11 protein-coding genes are annotated in these 16,590 nt (G+C 75.2%); 9 read left to right on the forward strand and 2 right to left on the reverse strand.

Features of this window, described 5'->3' with window-relative positions:
* The 5 genes from MNZ27_RS02025 to MNZ27_RS02045 form a co-directional block, all read left to right on the forward strand.
* The coding region (locus tag MNZ27_RS02025) for a helix-turn-helix domain-containing protein (RefSeq protein WP_242392461.1) at window positions 1-172 on the forward strand (172 nt) is incomplete at its 5' end.
* 123 nt (window positions 173-295) lie between these two features.
* The gene (locus MNZ27_RS02030; protein WP_242392353.1) at window positions 296-2,209 is read left to right on the forward strand and encodes a protein kinase domain-containing protein; all 1,914 of its coding nucleotides are present in this window, start codon (window positions 296-298) and stop codon (window positions 2,207-2,209) included.
* A gap of 31 nt (window positions 2,210-2,240) precedes the next feature.
* A complete protein-coding gene (locus MNZ27_RS02035) occupies window positions 2,241-3,413 on the forward strand; it encodes an adenylate/guanylate cyclase domain-containing protein (RefSeq protein ID WP_332842740.1) in 1,173 nt (390 codons plus the stop codon).
* 198 nt (window positions 3,414-3,611) lie between these two features.
* Window positions 3,612-3,821: a hypothetical protein gene (locus MNZ27_RS02040; RefSeq protein ID WP_242392355.1), complete on the forward strand. Its 210-nt coding sequence runs from the start codon at window positions 3,612-3,614 to the stop codon at window positions 3,819-3,821.
* A gap of 224 nt (window positions 3,822-4,045) precedes the next feature.
* Entirely contained in the window at window positions 4,046-4,990 is a 945-nt protein-coding gene (locus tag MNZ27_RS02045) for a lysophospholipid acyltransferase family protein (RefSeq protein WP_242392356.1), read from the forward strand.
* Window positions 4,991-5,114: 124 nt separating this feature from the next.
* On the opposite strand, the gene prpR is transcribed toward MNZ27_RS02045, so the two are convergent.
* On the reverse strand, window positions 5,115-7,073 hold the full coding sequence (gene prpR, locus MNZ27_RS02050; RefSeq protein WP_242392357.1) for a propionate catabolism operon regulatory protein PrpR: 1,959 nt from the start codon (window positions 7,071-7,073) through the stop codon (window positions 5,115-5,117).
* A gap of 188 nt (window positions 7,074-7,261) precedes the next feature.
* Between prpR and prpB the strand changes: the two genes are divergently transcribed.
* From prpB to nifJ, 4 genes are all read left to right on the forward strand, one after another.
* Complete coding sequence (prpB, locus tag MNZ27_RS02055) at window positions 7,262-8,149, forward strand: methylisocitrate lyase (RefSeq protein WP_242392358.1); 888 nt, start codon at window positions 7,262-7,264, stop codon at window positions 8,147-8,149.
* Window positions 8,150-8,151: 2 nt separating this feature from the next.
* Window positions 8,152-9,309 (forward strand): bifunctional 2-methylcitrate synthase/citrate synthase, encoded by a 1,158-nt coding sequence (gene prpC / locus MNZ27_RS02060; RefSeq protein WP_242392359.1) that lies wholly within the window; start codon window positions 8,152-8,154, stop codon window positions 9,307-9,309.
* Between the two features lie 25 nt (window positions 9,310-9,334).
* Window positions 9,335-10,780 (forward strand): bifunctional 2-methylcitrate dehydratase/aconitate hydratase, encoded by a 1,446-nt coding sequence (locus MNZ27_RS02065; protein WP_242392360.1) that lies wholly within the window; start codon window positions 9,335-9,337, stop codon window positions 10,778-10,780.
* 352 nt (window positions 10,781-11,132) lie between these two features.
* Window positions 11,133-14,669 carry a pyruvate:ferredoxin (flavodoxin) oxidoreductase gene (nifJ, locus tag MNZ27_RS02070; protein ID WP_242392361.1) on the forward strand — a complete coding sequence of 1,179 codons (3,537 nt, stop codon included), beginning with the start codon at window positions 11,133-11,135 and terminating at the stop codon, window positions 14,667-14,669.
* Between the two features lie 96 nt (window positions 14,670-14,765).
* On the opposite strand, the gene MNZ27_RS02075 is transcribed toward nifJ, so the two are convergent.
* Window positions 14,766-16,589, reverse strand: coding sequence for a ThiF family adenylyltransferase (locus tag MNZ27_RS02075; protein ID WP_242392362.1), 1,824 nt, complete (start codon window positions 16,587-16,589; stop codon window positions 14,766-14,768).
* Window position 16,590: the final 1 nt, after the last annotated feature.

The raw sequence follows: 16,590 nt of genomic DNA on the forward strand, positions 1-16,590 counted from the left end.
CTGCCGCCGCGCCGGGTGGGCGGGCGCGCGGCTCCGCGCCGCGCCCGACCGCGCCGGCGGCAACAAGACCCGGGCGGCGAGCTTCCTCGGCGTCACGCGCCGCCGCCTGTACTCGCTGCTCGCCTCCTCGGGCTGCAAGCCCGGCGAGCCGGGCGAGGACGCGGGGGCGTAGCGTCACGAAACCGTCACCCGCGCCCAGGGGACGGGCGAGGGCGCGCTTGGTATACTCATGGGTCGCCGTCGCGCGTGCCCTGGGGCCGCGCGCGGAAAATCCCGCGCGAGATCCTCACGATCCATGCCCGACCGCACCCTCCAACTCGCCAGCGCGCCCGCCGAGATCGCCCGGGAGCCCGCGCCAGCGCCCGCCGGCCTCGCCGTCGGCGCGCTCCTCGACGAGCGCTACCGCATCGCCCGGCGCCTCGGCGCCGGCGGGATGGGGACGGTGTACGAGGCGGAGAACGTCCGGATCGGGCGCCGCGTCGCGATCAAGGTGCTCCACCCGGAGTTCGCCCGGAGCCGGGTGGACGTCGAGCGGTTCCAGCGGGAGGCGCAGATCGCCGTCCGCCTCGGCTCCCCGCACGTCGTCGAGGTCCTCGACTTCGGCCGGACCGCGGAGGGGTCGCTCTACCTCGTCATGGAGCTGCTCCGCGGCGAGAGCGTGGGCGCCCGGCTCGCGCGCGACGGCCGGCTGCCGCCCGAGCGCGTGACGGACCTGATGCGGGAGCTCCTCACCGGGCTCGCGGCGGCCCACGACGCCGGCATCGTGCACCGCGACCTCAAGCCCGAGAACCTCTGGCTCACCGCGGGCGGCGGCGGCGAGCGGCTGAAGATCCTCGACTTCGGCATCGCCAAGGTCGCCGACCTGCCCGAGGGGGCGGCGCGGACGCAGGTGGGGCTCGTCGTCGGGACGCCCGAGTACCTCTCGCCCGAGCAGGCGGTGGGCGGGGCGGTGGACGCGCGGTCGGATCTGTACAGCGCCGGCATCATCGCCTGGGTGCTGCTGACCGGGCGCCACCCCTTCCCGCGGGAGAGCGCCCGCGAGCTGGTCCGCGCCCACGCGTTCGAGCCCGTCCCGCCGCCGGACCGCGAGGTCCCGGAGCTCGCCGCGCACCCGTCGCTCCTCAGGTTCGTGGCGCGGGCCACCGAGAAGGACCCCGCGGCGCGGGCCCAGTCCGCCCAGGAGCTCCTCGCGATCCTCGACGGCCGCGAGGCGGTCCTCCGCTGGACGTCCACGGCCGGCGCCCGGGCGCGGACCGGGGCCGGCGCCTGCGAGCCGGCCGAGCCCGCCCCGCCGCCGCCCCGGACGCTCTCCGGCCTCCTCCGGCCGACGGCGACGCTCCCCCGCGCCGTGGGCACGACCGTCCTCGTCACCGAGATCGTCGGCTACGCCGAGCTCGAGGGCGCCCTCTCCGCCGACGCGCTCGCGCGCCTGCTGCGCGTCCACGACGAGATCGTGCTCCCCGCCATCCGGGCGTTCCAGGGGCGGCCCGTCCGCTCGCGGCGCGAGACCGCGCTCGCGGCGTTCCCCTCGCCGACCAACGCCATCCTGAGTGGGATGGCGATCCAGGACCGCCTGGCGGGGCGGCCCGCCGCCCCCGCCGGACCGGCGTTCGCCCTCCGCGTCGGGATCCACCTCGGCGAGGCCCGCCCCGAGGGCGGGGACCTCGTGGGCGAGGCGGTGGACCTCGCGCTCGCGGTCCGCGGCGCGGCCGAGCCGGGGGACGTCGCGCTGAGCCGGACCGTGTACCTCGCGATGAACCACAGCGAGGTGCCGGTGGAGCCGCGCCCCGCGATCGCCCACCCGCAGCGCGACGAGCCCCTGCCGCTCTACCGCGTCGAGCGCGTGCCAGGCCCCCTCCCCTACGGCGGCCGCGAGGCGGGCCGGGTCGCGACGAGCGATCGGGTCGCGCAGGTGCTCGGCCCCATCGCGGACGGCCTCGCGTCCATCGAGGAGGGCGCGGCGGAGGGGCGTGGCCGCGCCGCCCTGCGGGTCGTGGGCGCCGGCACCGGGCTCGTGGCGCTGCGCTGCGTGGACGTGGGCGCCCGCGCCACGTCCGGCGCGCTCGCCGTGGTGAGCTGGGTGGGCTACCGGCGCCGGCCCATCCCCGCGGCGCTCGCCCGGCTCACCCGCCAGCTCGACGCCCTCCGCGAGTGGGTCCGCCAGCGCCGGCCGGTCCACCGCGCCGCCCTCTCGCGGCCGCTGCGCTGAGCGACCCCCGCCCCCGGAACGGACCTGCGTGATGCGAAGCGAGAACCGCGTCGTGATGTTCACGGACATCAAGGGCTACACGGCCGCGACCAGCCGTCAGACCCGCGAGGAGAGCGCCCGGATGCTGGCGCTCCACGACGCGCTGGTGCACCCGGTCATCCGTGCGTTCGCCGGGCGTCGCGTGAAGACGATCGGCGACGCGTACCTCGTGGTGTTCGGGGCGCCCACGCGGGCGCTGCTCTGCGCGATGGCGATCCAGGATCGCCTCTGGGATCACGCGCGGCGCGTCCCCGAGGCGAAGCGGATCGAGATCCGCGTCGCCCTCTCGCTCGGCGAGGTCCGGATCGCGAAGGGCGACGTGTTCGGCGACGCCGTGAACCTGGCGGCGCGCGTCGAGGCGGAGGCGCAGCCCCGGGAGATCTGGTTCACGGAGGCGCTCTACTGGTCGCTCGACCGGAGCCTCGTGCCGTTCGAGGAGGTCGGCTACCGCGCGCTGAAGGGCTTCCCCGACGCGGTGCGGCTGTTCCGGGTCCCGCGGGTGGGCGCGACCGACGCGCCTCCCTACGGGAACGCCGCGCTCGACCTCGTCTCCGGGATCCCGGAGCCCGATCCGGCGGTCCTGGAGAAGGACCTCGACGTCGGCCCGATCGAGGCCGGCTCGCGGGGCGCCCCCATCCTGCGCGTCGGCGCGCTCGCCCTGCTGCTCGGCGGCGGCGCCGGCGCGGGGTGGTGGTTCCACCTCCCCCCCACCGAGCGCGCGCTCCGGCGCGGCCGGTACGAGGAGGCGCGCGTCGCGCTCGAGCAGGTGACGGAGGAGAAGGGCCCCCACGACCCCGGGGTCCTGTTCCTCCGCGGCCGGTACGAGCAGGTCCGGGCCGACGCCGGCGCCGGCGGCTCGCTCCGGGCCGCCTTCACCTCGTGGTCCCGCGCCCTCGCGGCAGGCAGCGAGGACGCCCTCTCCACGCTCGCGCACGAGGCCCGGTCCCACGACTGCGAGCGCCGGCGCCTCGCCGCGCGCGCCCTCGCCGAGTCGCGCTCGCCCGAGGCGCTCGAGCCGCTCGGGGAGCTCTCCGAGGCCGAGCCGCCGGAGCCGCCGCCGGAGAACGCGCTCGAGGCCCTCCGGGGCGCCTTCTCGGGTCCCCGGGGGTGCGGCGCGGGCGAGATCGCCCGCGACGGGATCGCGTCGATCGAGCGCCGTCGTTAGCGAGCCGCCGCACGCCCGCAGGGCCGGCCCGCGATCCCCCCCGGCAGCCGGCAGAGCCCACGCCGGCCTCTCGGGAGCCCCGCTGGATCGCGTGCGCCCCCACGGCGCGCCGGTTATCCACTTGACGGAAGGACCACGATCGCAGCCTGCGTCTCGGAGCACTCCCGCTCCCTCATCGGCCGGCGCGAGGGATCGACCATGGACACTCAGAGCACCGTAGCTGCACCCATTCACTACTACGACACGAGCCATCGCACGATCCTGTGCGGACTCCACGGGTTCGCGCACCGCTCGACGAAGCACGCGCGCGCCGTCACCTGCCCGTCGTGCGTCGCCCTGCTGAAGGGGGAGCCGGCCGAGGAGCACCTGCTGGCGGGCGAGCCCTCGGCAGGCGCCGTCGTCCACTAGCGCAGCCGCCCACGCGCGCCGTCCGGGAGGGGACGACGCGCTCGCGGACGGATCGGCGTGCGCCGCGCTCCGCGCACGCCGACGCGCGACGCACATCGCCGCACGCCGTCCCTTTCGCGCGCCGTCCGCCAGCGCGTACAAGGGGTGATGATCGACGCGCCGAGACGGTCGCTGCTCCCCGGAGACGCCCCCGCAGTTGGCCGCCGGGCAGAGGGCTGACCCCGATGGCCGCGACCAGGTGGAAGCGCGTGAAGCGCGCCGCGCGCGCGGCGGTGATCGTCGCGTTCGTCCGGGGCCTGATGGTCATGCCGCTCGGGGCGGGCCTCGCCCTCGGCGGCGCGCTCGGCCGGCTGGCCTGGCTCCTCTCCCCCCGGCTCCGCCGGGAGATGCGCGCGAGCCTCGCCGCCGCGTTCCCGGCGAAGGACGGCGCCGAGCGCGACGCGATCGCGCGCGCCAGCCTCGTGCACCTCGGGTGGCTCGGCGGCGAGCTGATCACGATGCGGGCGTGGGCCTCGCGGATGGACGAATACGTCGAGGTGCCCGCGGCGACGGTCGCGACCCTCCAGCGCGCCATCGCGCGAGGCAGAGGGATCATCCTCGTGCTCGGGCACATCGGGAACTGGGAGCTCACCTCCCGGATCTCCCGGTACATCGAGCCGACCGGGGTGATCGCCAAGCGGAGCTGGCACACGAGCCTCGACGCCCTGGCGGAGCAGCTCCGCGCCGACAACCACGTCCAGACGCTCTGGCGCGACGACCCGACGACCGCGCGAGGCATGCTGAAGCTGCTCAGGCACGGCGGCACGCTCGGCATCCTGATCGACCAGGACATCCGCGGGGTCCAGAGCGTCTTCGTCCCGTTCTTCGGGCGCCCCGCGGCGACCCCGCGCGGCGCCGCGGATCTCGCGCTGCGCTTCGGGGCGGCCGTGTTCGTCGTGTCCTGCCACCGGCGCGGACCGCGCCCGGGCGACGGGCATCGCGTGGACGTCGTCGAGGTCGAGTACGACGGCGCGGCGACGGATCGCGAGGCCGAGGTGATCCGGCTCACCGCCGCCTGCGTGGCGATCCAGGAGCGGATGATCCGCCAGCATCCCGACGAGTGGGTCTGGATGCACCAGCGGTGGAAGACGGCTCCTCCGACGGCAGGCGGCGACACCCGCTCGAATTGAGAGCTTGTCGAAGAATTCGACGAGCTCTCAGGCCGACCCGCGTGAGCGGGGCGGCGGGTGGGGTGAAGCACCCGAATTCATTTCGGGCGCGAGGGGCGGGCGACGGCCCGCCCCTCCTGGATGGTCAAGGCCCGTCGATTGTTCGACGGGCCTTGAGCTGCCGCGGCGCCCCCCGGCCGCGCTTCCGCCAGAGCGTCGTCCGGCCGATCCCGAGCCGCCGCGCGGCCTCGCTCTGGTTCCCGTTGCACTCGCGGAGGACCTGCTCGATGCGCGCGCGCTCCGCGTCGTCGGGGTCGCCGCGCCGCCGCGGCGCGTCGGGCGCGAGCGGCGCCGGCACCACGGCGCGGAGCTGGTCCTCGAGGGCCTCGCCGAGCGCGCCCGCGCTCGAGCACAGCACCGCCGCGCGCTCGACGACGTTCTCGAGCTGGCGGACGTTCCCCGGCCACGGGCAGCGCGCGAGCAGCGGCAGGAGCACGGCCGCGGCCCGATCACGCAGCGCGAGCGCCCCGTACCGGCGGAGCGCCTGCTCGAGGAGCCGGCCGGCCACGGGGCCGACGTCCTCGGGGCGCTCGGCGAGCGGCGGCAGGTGGAGGTGGAGGATGTCGAGGCGGTAGTAGAGGTCCGCCCGGAAGCTCCCGTCGGCCACGCACCGCTCGAGATCGCGGTTCGTCGCGGCGACGACGCGGACGTCCACCGGCGTCGGGTCGTTCGCGCCGAGCCGCAGCACCTCCCGCTCCTGGAGCACCCGCAGCAGCCGCGTCTGGAGCGGGAGCGGCATGTCGCCGATCTCGTCGAGGAAGATCGTCCCGGTGTGGGCCGCCTCGAAGAGCCCGGCGCGGCCGCCGCGGCGCGAGCCGGTGAACGCCCCCTCCTCGTAGCCGAAGAGCTCGGACTCGAGGAGCGTCTCCGGGAACGCGGCGCAGTTCACGGCCACGAACGGGTGCGAGTGGCGCGGGCTCGCGTTGTGGATCCCCTGGGCGAACAGCTCCTTCCCGGTGCCGCTCGCGCCCGTGACGAGGACCGTCGCGTCGGTCCGCGCGTACGTCGCGGCGAGCGCGCGCGCCCGGCGGACGGCGGGCGAGACGCCGATCACGTCGGCGAGCTCGTGGCGCGCCACGAAGCGTCGCGGCCGCTCGTGCGAGCGCAGGCTCCGGTCCACGCGCGCGATCTCCGACGCGTCCTGGCAGGTGAGGACGGCGCCGGTCTGGGTCCCCTGCTCGACGAAGGGGATCCGGTTCGTGACCAGCGTCCGCTTCCCCACCGTCTGGATGCCCTCCAGCTCGGGCACGCCGCTCTCGAGGACCCGGGCGAGGCCGAGGGCCGGGGCGACGGAGGACAGGCGCGCGCCGACGACCTTCGCCGCCGAGACCCCCAGCAGCCGCTCCATGGCGGGGTTCAGGGACTCGACGCGCTCCTCCGCGTCCACCGCGACCACCCCGTCCCGGAGGTGGTGGAGGATCGTGTCGATCCGCTCCCGGCGCGCCTCCTCGACGCGGGCGACGCGGGCGATCTCGACCGCCCGCGCCAGCGCCTCGCGCACCGAGCTCTCGGAGTAGAGGAACACCCCGCGGAGCCCCGCCTCCTCGGCCAGGTCGCAGACGAGCCCGGGGCCGACCACGACCTCGACCCCCGCCGCGCGGAGCGCCCTCACCGCCGCGCGCGCGTCCTGCGCCGTCACGTAGGCGCGCTGGGCGATCTCGAGGTCGTAGAGATCCTTGAACTGCTCCAGCTCGGGGGTGACCGCGCCGTAGGTGACGAGGCCGACGCGGCCGGAGAGCTTCCGGGCCCGGGAGAGCGCCGCCAGCATGTCGAAGCCGGTCGGCGCCACGACCACGACCGGCACCGGCGCGCGCGCCTTCAGGTAGGCGCCGTTCGACCCCGCGGAGACGAAGACGTCCACCTCGTCGCCCCCCTTGATGAGGGCGCGGGCGGCGTCGAGGGCCTCCTCGAAGCCGAGGTGGAAGACGCGGACCTCGGCCACCGGCTCGAGCTGCGGGATCACCGCCTCGAGGAGCTCGTTCAGCTTGCTGAGCGAGAACGCCCAGATCTTCGGCTTCCGATCGGCCCGGCCTGGCGTGCGCATGTTCCACCATTTGAAACACATCCGTTTCGCGAGGAACAGCGCATGGAACAGTCGCCCGGCCGCGCCGCGCGACGGTACTGCGAGATTTCAACGCCTTACGTCGCCGACCGCTTTCGGCGCGGCGCTGGCCGCGTGCTTGCTCTCGTGGGTGGGCGCCGCCGAGCGGCGGCACTCGAAAGGAGAGGACCTTGAGCAAGCGCTCCACCCCTGGCGACCGGTTCCGGGCAGCGATCGCCGCCGAGCAGCCGCTGCAGATAGCCGGCGCCGTGAACGCCTACGCGGCGCGGCTCGCGCAGCACGCCGGCTTCCGGGCGCTCTACGTCTCCGGCGGCGGCGTCGCCGCCTCGTCCTGCGCCGTCCCCGATCTCGGGATCACCACCCTCGACGACGTCCTCGTCGACGTCCGGCGGATCACCGACGCCACCGACCTGCCGGTCCTCGTGGACGTGGACACCGGCTGGGGCGGCGCCTTCAACATCGCGCGGACCGTCCGCTCGATGGAGAAGGCGGGCGCCGCCGCGATCCACCTCGAGGACCAGGTGCAGCAGAAGCGCTGCGGGCACCGCCCCGGGAAGGCGATCGTCTCGACGCGGGAGATGGTGGACCGGGTGAAGGCCGCCGTGGACGCGCGGGTGGATCCGGCGTTCGTGATCATGGCCCGCACGGACGCCCTCGCCGTGGAGGGGCTGGACGCGGCGCTGGAGCGGGCGCGCGCGTGCGTGGCCGCGGGCGCGGACATGATCTTCCCCGAGGCGGTGCGGACGCTCGCGGACTACCGCCGCTTCGTCGAGGAGACGAAGGTCCCGGTGCTCGCCAACATCACCGAGTTCGGCCAGACGCCGCCGTTCACGGTGGACGAGCTCCGCAGCGCGGGCGTGGCGCTCGCGCTGTACCCGCTGTCCGCCTTCCGGGCCATGAGCGCGGCGGCCCTCGCCGTCTACCGGGCGCTCCGCGAGGACGGGACGCAGGCGCGCGTCCTGCCCCTGATGCAGACCCGCGCCGAGCTGTACGAGCACCTCGACTACCACGCGTTCGAGCGCAAGCTCGACGAACTCTTCACCGCGGAGGAGCACTGACCATGGCAGAGGCCCAGAGCACGACGCAGCCCGCCCCGAAGAAGTCCGTCGCCCTCTCCGGCACGATCGCCGGGAACACCGCGATCTGCACGGTGGGTCGAAGCGGCAACGACCTCCACTACCGCGGGTACGACATCGCCGACCTCGCGGCCCAGGCGACCTACGAGGAGGTCGCGTTCCTGCTGGTGCACGGGCGCCTCCCCGGGGCGTCCGAGCTCGCCGCCTACCGGGCCCGGCTCCGCCGGCAGCGCGGGCTGCCGGGGCCGGTGCGGGCCGGGCTCGAGCAGATCCCGGCCGCGGCCCACCCGATGGACGTGCTCCGGACCGGCTGCTCGATCCTCGGCACCGTCCTCCCGGAGAAGGACGACCACCCCGAGGCCGGCGCGCGGGAGATCGCCGACCGGCTCCTCGCGAGCCTCGGCTCCATGCTGCTCTACTGGCACCACTTCTCGCGGTCGGGGCGCCGGATCGAGGTCGAGACCGACGACGAGACGATCGCCGCGCACTTCCTCCACCTGCTGCACGGGCGGCCGCCGTCGCCCCTCCACGCCCGCTCGCTCGACCAGTCGCTCATCCTGTACGCGGAGCACGAGTTCAACGCCTCGACCTTCACCGGGCGCGTCGTGGCGGGCACCGCGTCCGACCTCTACTCGGCCGTGACCGGCGCGATCGGCGCGCTGCGCGGGCCGAAGCACGGCGGCGCCAACGAGGCCGCGATGGAGATCATCCAGCGCTACGCGACCCCGGACGAGGCGGAGGCCGACGTTCGCGGCCGGATCGCGCGGAAGGAGATCCTGATCGGCTTCGGCCACCCGGTCTACACCGTGGCCGATCCCCGCAACCGCATCATCAAGGAGGTCTCGCGCCGGCTCTGCGCGGAGGGCGGGTTCGGGAACCTGTTCGCGATCTCGGAGCGGATCGAGCAGGTGATGTGGGAGATCAAGCGGATGTTCCCGAACCTCGACTGGTACAGCGCGTCCGCCTACCACGCCCTGGGCGTCCCCACCCCCATGTTCACGCCGCTGTTCGTCCTCGCCCGCACGGCGGGCTGGGTGGCGCACGTCATCGAGCAGCGGCAGGACGGCAAGATCATCCGGCCCGGCGCGAACTACGTCGGCCCGGACGACCGCCCGTTCGTCCCCATCGCGCAGCGCGCCTGATCCCTCGTCCCCGTCCGGAGAACCCATGAGCTCGCACGCCGCAGATCCCAACGCCCGCCCCGCCCCGGATCCCGAGCTGGTCGCCATCGCCGACTACGTCGCCCGGCCGATCGGGAGCGCGGAGGCCTACGACACCGCCCGCCACTGCCTGATGGACACGCTCGGGACCGGCCTCCTCGCGCTGCGCTTCCCCGAGTGCACGAAGCACCTCGGCCCCATCGTCCCGGGGACGGTCGTCCCGGGCGGCGCCCGGGTCCCGGGGACGCAGCTCGTGCTCGACCCCGTGAAGGCGGCCTTCGACATCGGCGCGATGGTGCGCTGGCTGGACTTCAACGACACCTGGCTCGCCGCCGAGTGGGGACACCCCTCCGACAACCTCGGCGGCATCCTCGCCGTCGCCGACTGGGTCTCCCGGAGGAGCGTGGCCGCCGGGAAGGCGCCGCTCACCGTGCAGGACGTCCTCGGCGCGATGATCAAGGCGCACGAGATCCAGGGCGTGCTGGCCCTCGAGAACTCGTTCAACCGCGTCGGCCTCGATCACGTCGTCCTGGTGAAGGTCGCCTCCACCGCGGTCGTGTCCCAGCTCCTCGGCGCGACGCACGACCAGATCGTGGACGCGCTGTCCCAGGCCTTCGTGGACGGGCAGAGCCTCCGCACCTACCGGCACGCCCCCAACGCCGGCTCCCGGAAGTCCTGGGCCGCGGGGGACGCGACGAGCCGCGCGGTCCGGCTGGCGCTGATGACCCTCCGGGGCGAGATGGGGCTGCCCGGCGTGCTCTCCGCGAAGCGCTGGGGCTTCTACGACGTCCTGTTCCAGGGCAAGCCCTTCGCGTTCCAGCGGCCGTACGGCTCCTACGTGATGGAGAACGTGCTCTTCAAGATCTCGTTCCCGGCGGAGTTCCACGCGCAGACCGCGGTGGAGTGCGCGGTGAAGCTGCACCCGCAGGTGAAGGACCGCCTCGACCGGATCGCGCGCGTGGAGATCACCACGCAGGAGCCGGCGATCCGGATCATCAGCAAGGACGGCCCGCTCCACAACCCGGCGGACCGGGACCACTGCATCCAGTACATGGTCGCGGTGCCGCTCCTCCACGGGCGGCTCACCGCCGAGTGCTACGAGGACGCCTTCGCCGCCGATCCGCGGATCGACGCGCTCCGGGCGCGGACGCGGGTCGTCGAGGAGCCGCGCTTCACGAAGGAGTACTACGACCCCGACAAGCGCTCGATCGGCAACTCCGTCCAGGTCTTCTTCGACGACGGCACCGCCACGGACAAGGTCTCGATCGACTACCCCATCGGCCACCGGCGCCGCCGCGCGGAGGGGCTCCCGCTCCTCGTGAAGAAGTTCGAGGAGGCGCTCGCCACGCGCTTCCCGCGCCGGCAGGCCGCGGCGATCCTCTCCCTCTTCCAGGACCCGCCGCGGCTGGCGGCGACCTCCGTCCCGGAGCTGCTCGACCTGATGGTCATCTAAACGAGGGTTCGCGATTCGCGAACACCTTCGGTGTCGCGCCTCGCGCCCTCGTTTAGCCATTTTACACGGGGGCTGCGCCCCCGCCCCGTCGAGCGAAGCTCGCCGGGGCCCCACCCCGGCTCCGCGGGGCCCACGCGCGCTGGCGCGCGCTGTCCCGCGGGGAGGGGCGCTGCCCCTCCCCACCTGCGGTGGGGCCCCTCCCCGCTGACTGTTCTCGAATCATGACCGACCGTTTAGCCGCGTCCTCGCGCACCCTCGAGCCCGCCCAGGCGGCCGCCCTCCGGCGGCCGTCGCGGGCGGAGCCATCCCCGAACAGGAGCCCCGCATGCCGGACCGCTCGACGAACCGCCCCATGAAGACCCTCGACGGCAACGAGGCCGTCGCCTCCGTGGCCCACCGCGCCAGCGAGGTCGTCGCCATCTACCCGATCACGCCCTCCTCGACGATGGGGGAGTGGGCCGACGAGTGGGCCGCGCAAGGGAAGCCGAACGTGTGGGGGGCCGTCCCGCTCGTGCAGGAGATGCAGTCGGAGGGCGGCGCCGCCGCGGCCGCCCACGGCGCGCTCCAGGCGGGCGCCCTGACCACCACCTTCACGGCGTCGCAGGGGCTCCTGCTCATGATCCCCAGCATGTACAAGATCGCGGGGGAGCTCACCCCGTTCTGCATGCACGTCACGGCGCGGGCGATCGCCACGCACGCGCTCTCGATCTTCGGCGACCACTCGGACGTGATGGCGTGCCGCCAGACCGGCTTCGCGCTCCTCGCGAGCGGCTCGGTGCAGGAGGCCCACGACCTCGCCGCCGTCGCGCACCGGGCGACCCTCGAGACCCGGCTCCCCTTCCTCCACTTCTTCGACGGGTTCCGCACCTCGCACGAGGTCGCGAAGATCGCGCCGATCGACGACGCGGAGCTGCGCGAGCTCCTCCCGGACGAGCTCGTCGCCGCGCACCGGGCCCGCGCCCTCTCCCCGGACCGTCCGGTGATCCGCGGGACGGCGCAGAACCCGGACGCCTTCTTCCAGGCGCGCGAGGCCGCGAACGTCCACTACGCCGACGCCCCGGGCAAGGTGCAGGCGGCGATGGACGCGTTCGCCGCGATCACCGGCCGCCGGTACCGGCTCTTCGAGTACGTGGGCCACCCGGAGGCCGAGCGCGTCGTCGTGATCATGGGCTCCGGCGGCGAGGTCGCCCACGAGGCCGTGGAGCACCTCGTGGCCGCCGGCGAGAAGGTGGGCGTCGTGAAGGTCCGCCTCTTCCGCCCCTTCGCGGTGGACGCGCTCCTCCGGGCGCTGCCGCGGACCACCACCCGGATCGCCGTCCTCGATCGCACCAAGGAGCCGGGGGCGATCGGCGAGCCCCTGTTCCAGGACGTGGTCACCGCGCTGCGCGAGGCGGAGCAGCGCGGCACCTCCCGGTGCCCGCCGCCGCTGGTGATCGGCGGGCGCTACGGCCTCTCCTCCAAGGACTTCACCCCCGCCATGGTGAAGGCGGCGCTCGACGAGCTGGGCCGCCCCTCGCCGAGGCCCCGCTTCACGGTCGGCATCCGGGACGACGTCACGCACCTCTCCCTCGACCTGGATCCGGACTTCGACACCGAGCCCGCCGACGTGGTCAGCGCGCTCTTCTACGGCCTCGGCTCCGACGGCACGGTGGGCGCCAACAAGAACTCCATCAAGATCATCGGGGAGCAGACGAGGCTCTTCGCGCAGGGCTACTTCGTCTACGACTCGAAGAAGTCCGGCTCGATGACCGTGAGCCACCTCCGGTTCGGGCCGCGCCCGATCCGCTCGTCCTACCTGGTGCGCCGGGCCCGCTTCGTCGCCTGCCACCACCTCCCCTTCCTCGAGAAGGTGGACGTGCTCGACCGCGCGGCGCGCGGGGCCACGCTCCTCCTCAACGCGCCCCACGCCCCCGCGCAGGTCTGGCAGCGGCTGCCGCGCGAGGTGCAGCAGCGGATCCGGGATCTCGACCTCCGGCTGTTCACCATCGACGCGAGCGCGGTGGCGCGGGACGCGGGCATGGGCGGCCGGATCAACACGGTGATGCAGACCTGCTTCTTCGCCATCTCCGGGGTGCTCCCGCGCGACGAGGCGATCGCCGCGATCAAGCGGTCGATCGCGAAGTCCTACGCGCGCAAGGGGGCCGGCGTCGTCGAGCGGAACTGCGCCGCGGTGGACGCCGCGCTCGCGCACCTGCACGAGATCGAGGTGCCGGCGCGGGTGGACGGACGGCCGCGCCCGCCGGTGGTCGCCGCCGCGGCGCCCGGGTTCGTGCGGCGCGTCACGGCGCCGATGCTGGAGGGGAAGGGCGACCTCCTCCCCGTGTCCGCCTTCCCCGTGGACGGGACCTGGCCCACCGGCACCGCGCGGTGGGAGAAGCGCGCCATCGCCGAGGCGGTGCCGGTCTGGGACGACGCGGCGTGCGTCCAGTGCAACCGGTGCGCGCTCGTGTGCCCGCACGCGGCGATCCGCCCGAAGCGCTACCCGGCCCTCGCGCTCGCCGGAGCCCCGCCCGCGTTCCGGTCCGCGCCGCTCCGGGCCCGCGGCGCCGGCGACGCGCGCTACACGCTGCAGGTCGCGCCGGACGACTGCACCGGCTGCACGCTGTGCGTCGAGGCGTGCCCGACCCGGAAGGACGGCACGAAGGCGCTGCGGATGGCGCCGCTCGCGCCCGTGCGCGACGCCGAGCGCGCGAACCTCGAGTTCTTCCTCGGGCTCCCCGATCCGGACCGGAGCGCGCTCGAGCTGGACGTGAAGGGATCGCAGCTCCTGCGCCCGCTGTTCGAGTACTCCGGCGCCTGCGCCGGCTGCGGCGAGACCCCGTATTTGAAGTTGGTCACGCAGCTCTTCGGCGACCGGGCGCTCGTCGCGAACGCCACGGGCTGCTCCTCCATCTACGGCGGGAACCTCCCGACCACCCCGTACACGGCCGACGCGCAGGGGCGGGGTCCGGCGTGGTCGAACTCGCTCTTCGAGGACGCCGCGGAGTTCGGCTTCGGGATGCGCCTGGCGGTGGACGAGCTCGCGGACCACGCCCGGGAGCTCCTGCGGCGCCTCGCGCCGCGGCTCGGCGGCGAGCTCGTCGAGGCGCTCCTCGGCGCGGACCAGACCACCGAGGCCGGGCTCGCGGCGCAGCGCGAGCGGGTCGCGCTCCTCCGCGAGCGGCTCGCCTGCACGCCGGGCGACGAGGCCCGCCGGCTGGCGCGCCTCGCCGAGCACCTCGTGCGGCGCAGCGTCTGGATCGTGGGCGGAGACGGCTGGGCCTACGACATCGGGTACGGCGGCCTCGACCACGTGCTGGCGCAGGGGCGCGACGTGAACGTCCTCGTGCTCGACACGGAGGTCTACTCCAACACCGGCGGGCAGGCCTCGAAGGCCACGCCGCTCGGGGCGGCGGCCAAGTTCGCCACGAGCGGCAAGCGGAGCGAGAAGAAGGACCTCGCGCTGCTCGCGATGACCTACGGCACCGCCTACGTCGCCCGGGTGGCGCTCGGCGCGAACGACCAGCAGGCGGTCCGCGCGTTCCGCGAGGCGGAGAGCTTCCCCGGCCCGTCCCTCGTCATCGCCTACAGCCACTGCATCGCCCACGGCTACGACCTCGCGCGCGGGCTCGACCAGCAGGCGGCCGCCGTCGCGAGCGGCTACTGGCCGCTCCTCCGGTACGACCCGCGGCGCGCCGCGCACGGCGAGAGCCCGCTGCGGCTCGACTCGCGCGCGCCCACGCGCGCGCTGGCCGAGTTCACGGCCGTCGAGAACCGCTTCCGCCGTCCCGGGAGCCCGCAGGAGGAGGCGGCGTTCCTCGACGAGGCGGAGCGGCGGCTCCAGGCCCGGAGGGCGCTCTACGAGCGGCTCGCCGGGACGGGACCCGCCGCGCCGCGCGACGGGCGTTGACCGGTCGCGCCACCCCGTCGCCGCGCGGCACCTCGTCAGGCGCGCCGCGGGCTCCCCGAAGCGCCAGGGGCCCGCGGCGCCGCGAAGCCGCGGTCTTCAGCGCCCGCTGCGCTCCGCGTCGAGGACCTCCGCGAACGCCGCGCGCCGCGGGGGCCGCAGCGGCACGGTGAGCGGATCGCGCCGCGCCGCGGGCGGGCCGCACACCGGGCAGTCCGCGCTCCGGCGCGGCGTGAGCCAGACCCCCTGGTACGGGCCCTGCCCCGGCGTGTCCCCGAACACCCGCGGGTAGAACCAGTAGCCGGCCACCGTCGAGAGCGTCAGGTAGGACATCCCGGAGGAGAGCACCTCCTCCGCGAAGGCTCCCAGGGCGGCCTCGCTCCCGGGCGGCAGGAGGAGCGACAGCGCGAGCTTCACCGCGGCGGAGGCCACGTGCTGGATGTCGGCCGCGAGCGCGATCTCGCCCCGGAGCCGGCCCGTGCCGTAGTCCACCTCGCGGGCCACCCGCCCGCCGGCGCGCTCGACCTCGTGGCGGCTGCGGGTCGCGCACAGGTAGCACGCGGTGCGCTCGGGGACGCTCACGACGACCTCGCCGCCGCGCGCCCCCGCGTACAGCCCGACGAAGAGGGCCGGCTTCCCGCGCGCGTAGGCGAACCGATCCAGCGCGCGCTGCGCGCCCGGATCGTCCGTGGCGGCCACCACCAGGTCGGCGCCGCGCACGAGCGCGTCGAGGGCGGCGGGCTCGAGCGCCTCGACCGCCGACGGCGTGAGCGCGAGCTCCACCGCGGGGTCGACGCCGAGGAGGCGCCGCGCCAGCGCCGCCGTCTTCGGCGTCCCCACGTCCTCGGCGGTGTAGACCGTCCGCGAGAGGTTCTCCGCCTCGACGGCCTCCGGATCGAGGAGCGCGAGCCGGCCCACGCCGCCGCGCACGAGGTGCTCGGCGACGTAGCAGCCGACGGAGCCGCACCCCGCGACCAGCGCGGAGCGGCCGCGCAGCGCGCTCGAGAGCAGGCCGGCGCCGCGGGAGAGGATCGCCGCGCGGCGCGCGCCCGCGCGGGCCTCGAGGTCCTCGCCGGTCAGGCGCGGCGCCCACCCCGCGAGGCGCGCCACCGCCTCGTCGCGCGTGAGCGCGGGGCCGCCCCGGGGGCCGTGGGCGCGGCGGTAGGGGCCACGCCCCTCGAAGACGGTCCGCAGCGCCGCGACGAGTCGGTCCTCCTCCGGCGCGGCGAGCGCCCAGGGGAGCTGGAGCTGCTCGGTCGCGTCGCCGGCGCCGCTCAACAGCACCGCGGGCGGGAGCGACGGGTACAGCTCGCTCGCGAGCACGACGAGCTCGAGGTCGCCCGGGAGCCCGAGCCGCCCCGCGAGCAGCGCGCCCCGCCCCGCGTCGGAGACGAAGGTCGCCGGGCGCTCGCCGCCGAGCGCGTCCGCCGCCCGCTCCAGATCGCGGAGGAGCGGCACGAGCCGCACGCGCACCGGCCGGAGCTCCGCCCCGCCCTCGCGCGTCCGGTGGGCGGCGAAGAACGAGATCTTGCCGGACGGGAGCGGGAGCTCGTGCGGGGCGAGCTCCGCGTCCTCGCGGCGGTCGGAGACGATCGGACCGGCGTAGCGGGCGAGGTGCGGGTTGCGGCGGAGCCCCTCGGCGAGCTCCAGGGCGTCCTGCTCGGAGGGACGATCCAGCCCGTCCCGGTGCGAGTGGACGATCCCGGCGAGCTCGAGGTCCGCCTCGCGCTCCAGCTCGACGACCCGCGCGGCGAGGGCGCGCGAGGGCGCGTAGGAGATCGCGGTCGCGACCGCCCCGGGATCCGGGACCAGGTGCGTGAGCACCGGGCGCTGGCGCGGGCCGAGCAGCGCCCCGCCGCGCTCGGGAGGGTGGACGGCCAGCTCCGCCTCGAGCTCGCGGAGCAGCCAGTCGGCCACGTACACG

It is taken from the genome of Anaeromyxobacter oryzisoli (genome assembly GCF_022690765.1).
GTDB lineage: Bacteria > Myxococcota > Myxococcia > Myxococcales > Anaeromyxobacteraceae > Anaeromyxobacter > Anaeromyxobacter oryzisoli.

Bases quoted from the DNA above. Each gene is read 5' to 3' on its own strand.
- prpR (WP_242392357.1), bottom strand. From the start codon at position 7,073: ATGCGCACGCCAGGCCGGGCCGATCGGAAGCCGAAGATCTGGGCGTTC.
- MNZ27_RS02065 (WP_242392360.1), top strand. From the start codon at position 9,335: ATGAGCTCGCACGCCGCAGATCCCAACGCCCGCCCCGCCCCGGATCCC.
- MNZ27_RS02035 (WP_332842740.1), top strand. From the start codon at position 2,241: ATGCGAAGCGAGAACCGCGTCGTGATGTTCACGGACATCAAGGGCTAC.
- nifJ (WP_242392361.1), top strand. From the start codon at position 11,133: ATGAAGACCCTCGACGGCAACGAGGCCGTCGCCTCCGTGGCCCACCGC.
- MNZ27_RS02040 (WP_242392355.1), top strand. From the start codon at position 3,612: ATGGACACTCAGAGCACCGTAGCTGCACCCATTCACTACTACGACACG.
- prpC (WP_242392359.1), top strand. From the start codon at position 8,152: ATGGCAGAGGCCCAGAGCACGACGCAGCCCGCCCCGAAGAAGTCCGTC.
- MNZ27_RS02045 (WP_242392356.1), top strand. From the start codon at position 4,046: ATGGCCGCGACCAGGTGGAAGCGCGTGAAGCGCGCCGCGCGCGCGGCG.
- MNZ27_RS02030 (WP_242392353.1), top strand. From the start codon at position 296: ATGCCCGACCGCACCCTCCAACTCGCCAGCGCGCCCGCCGAGATCGCC.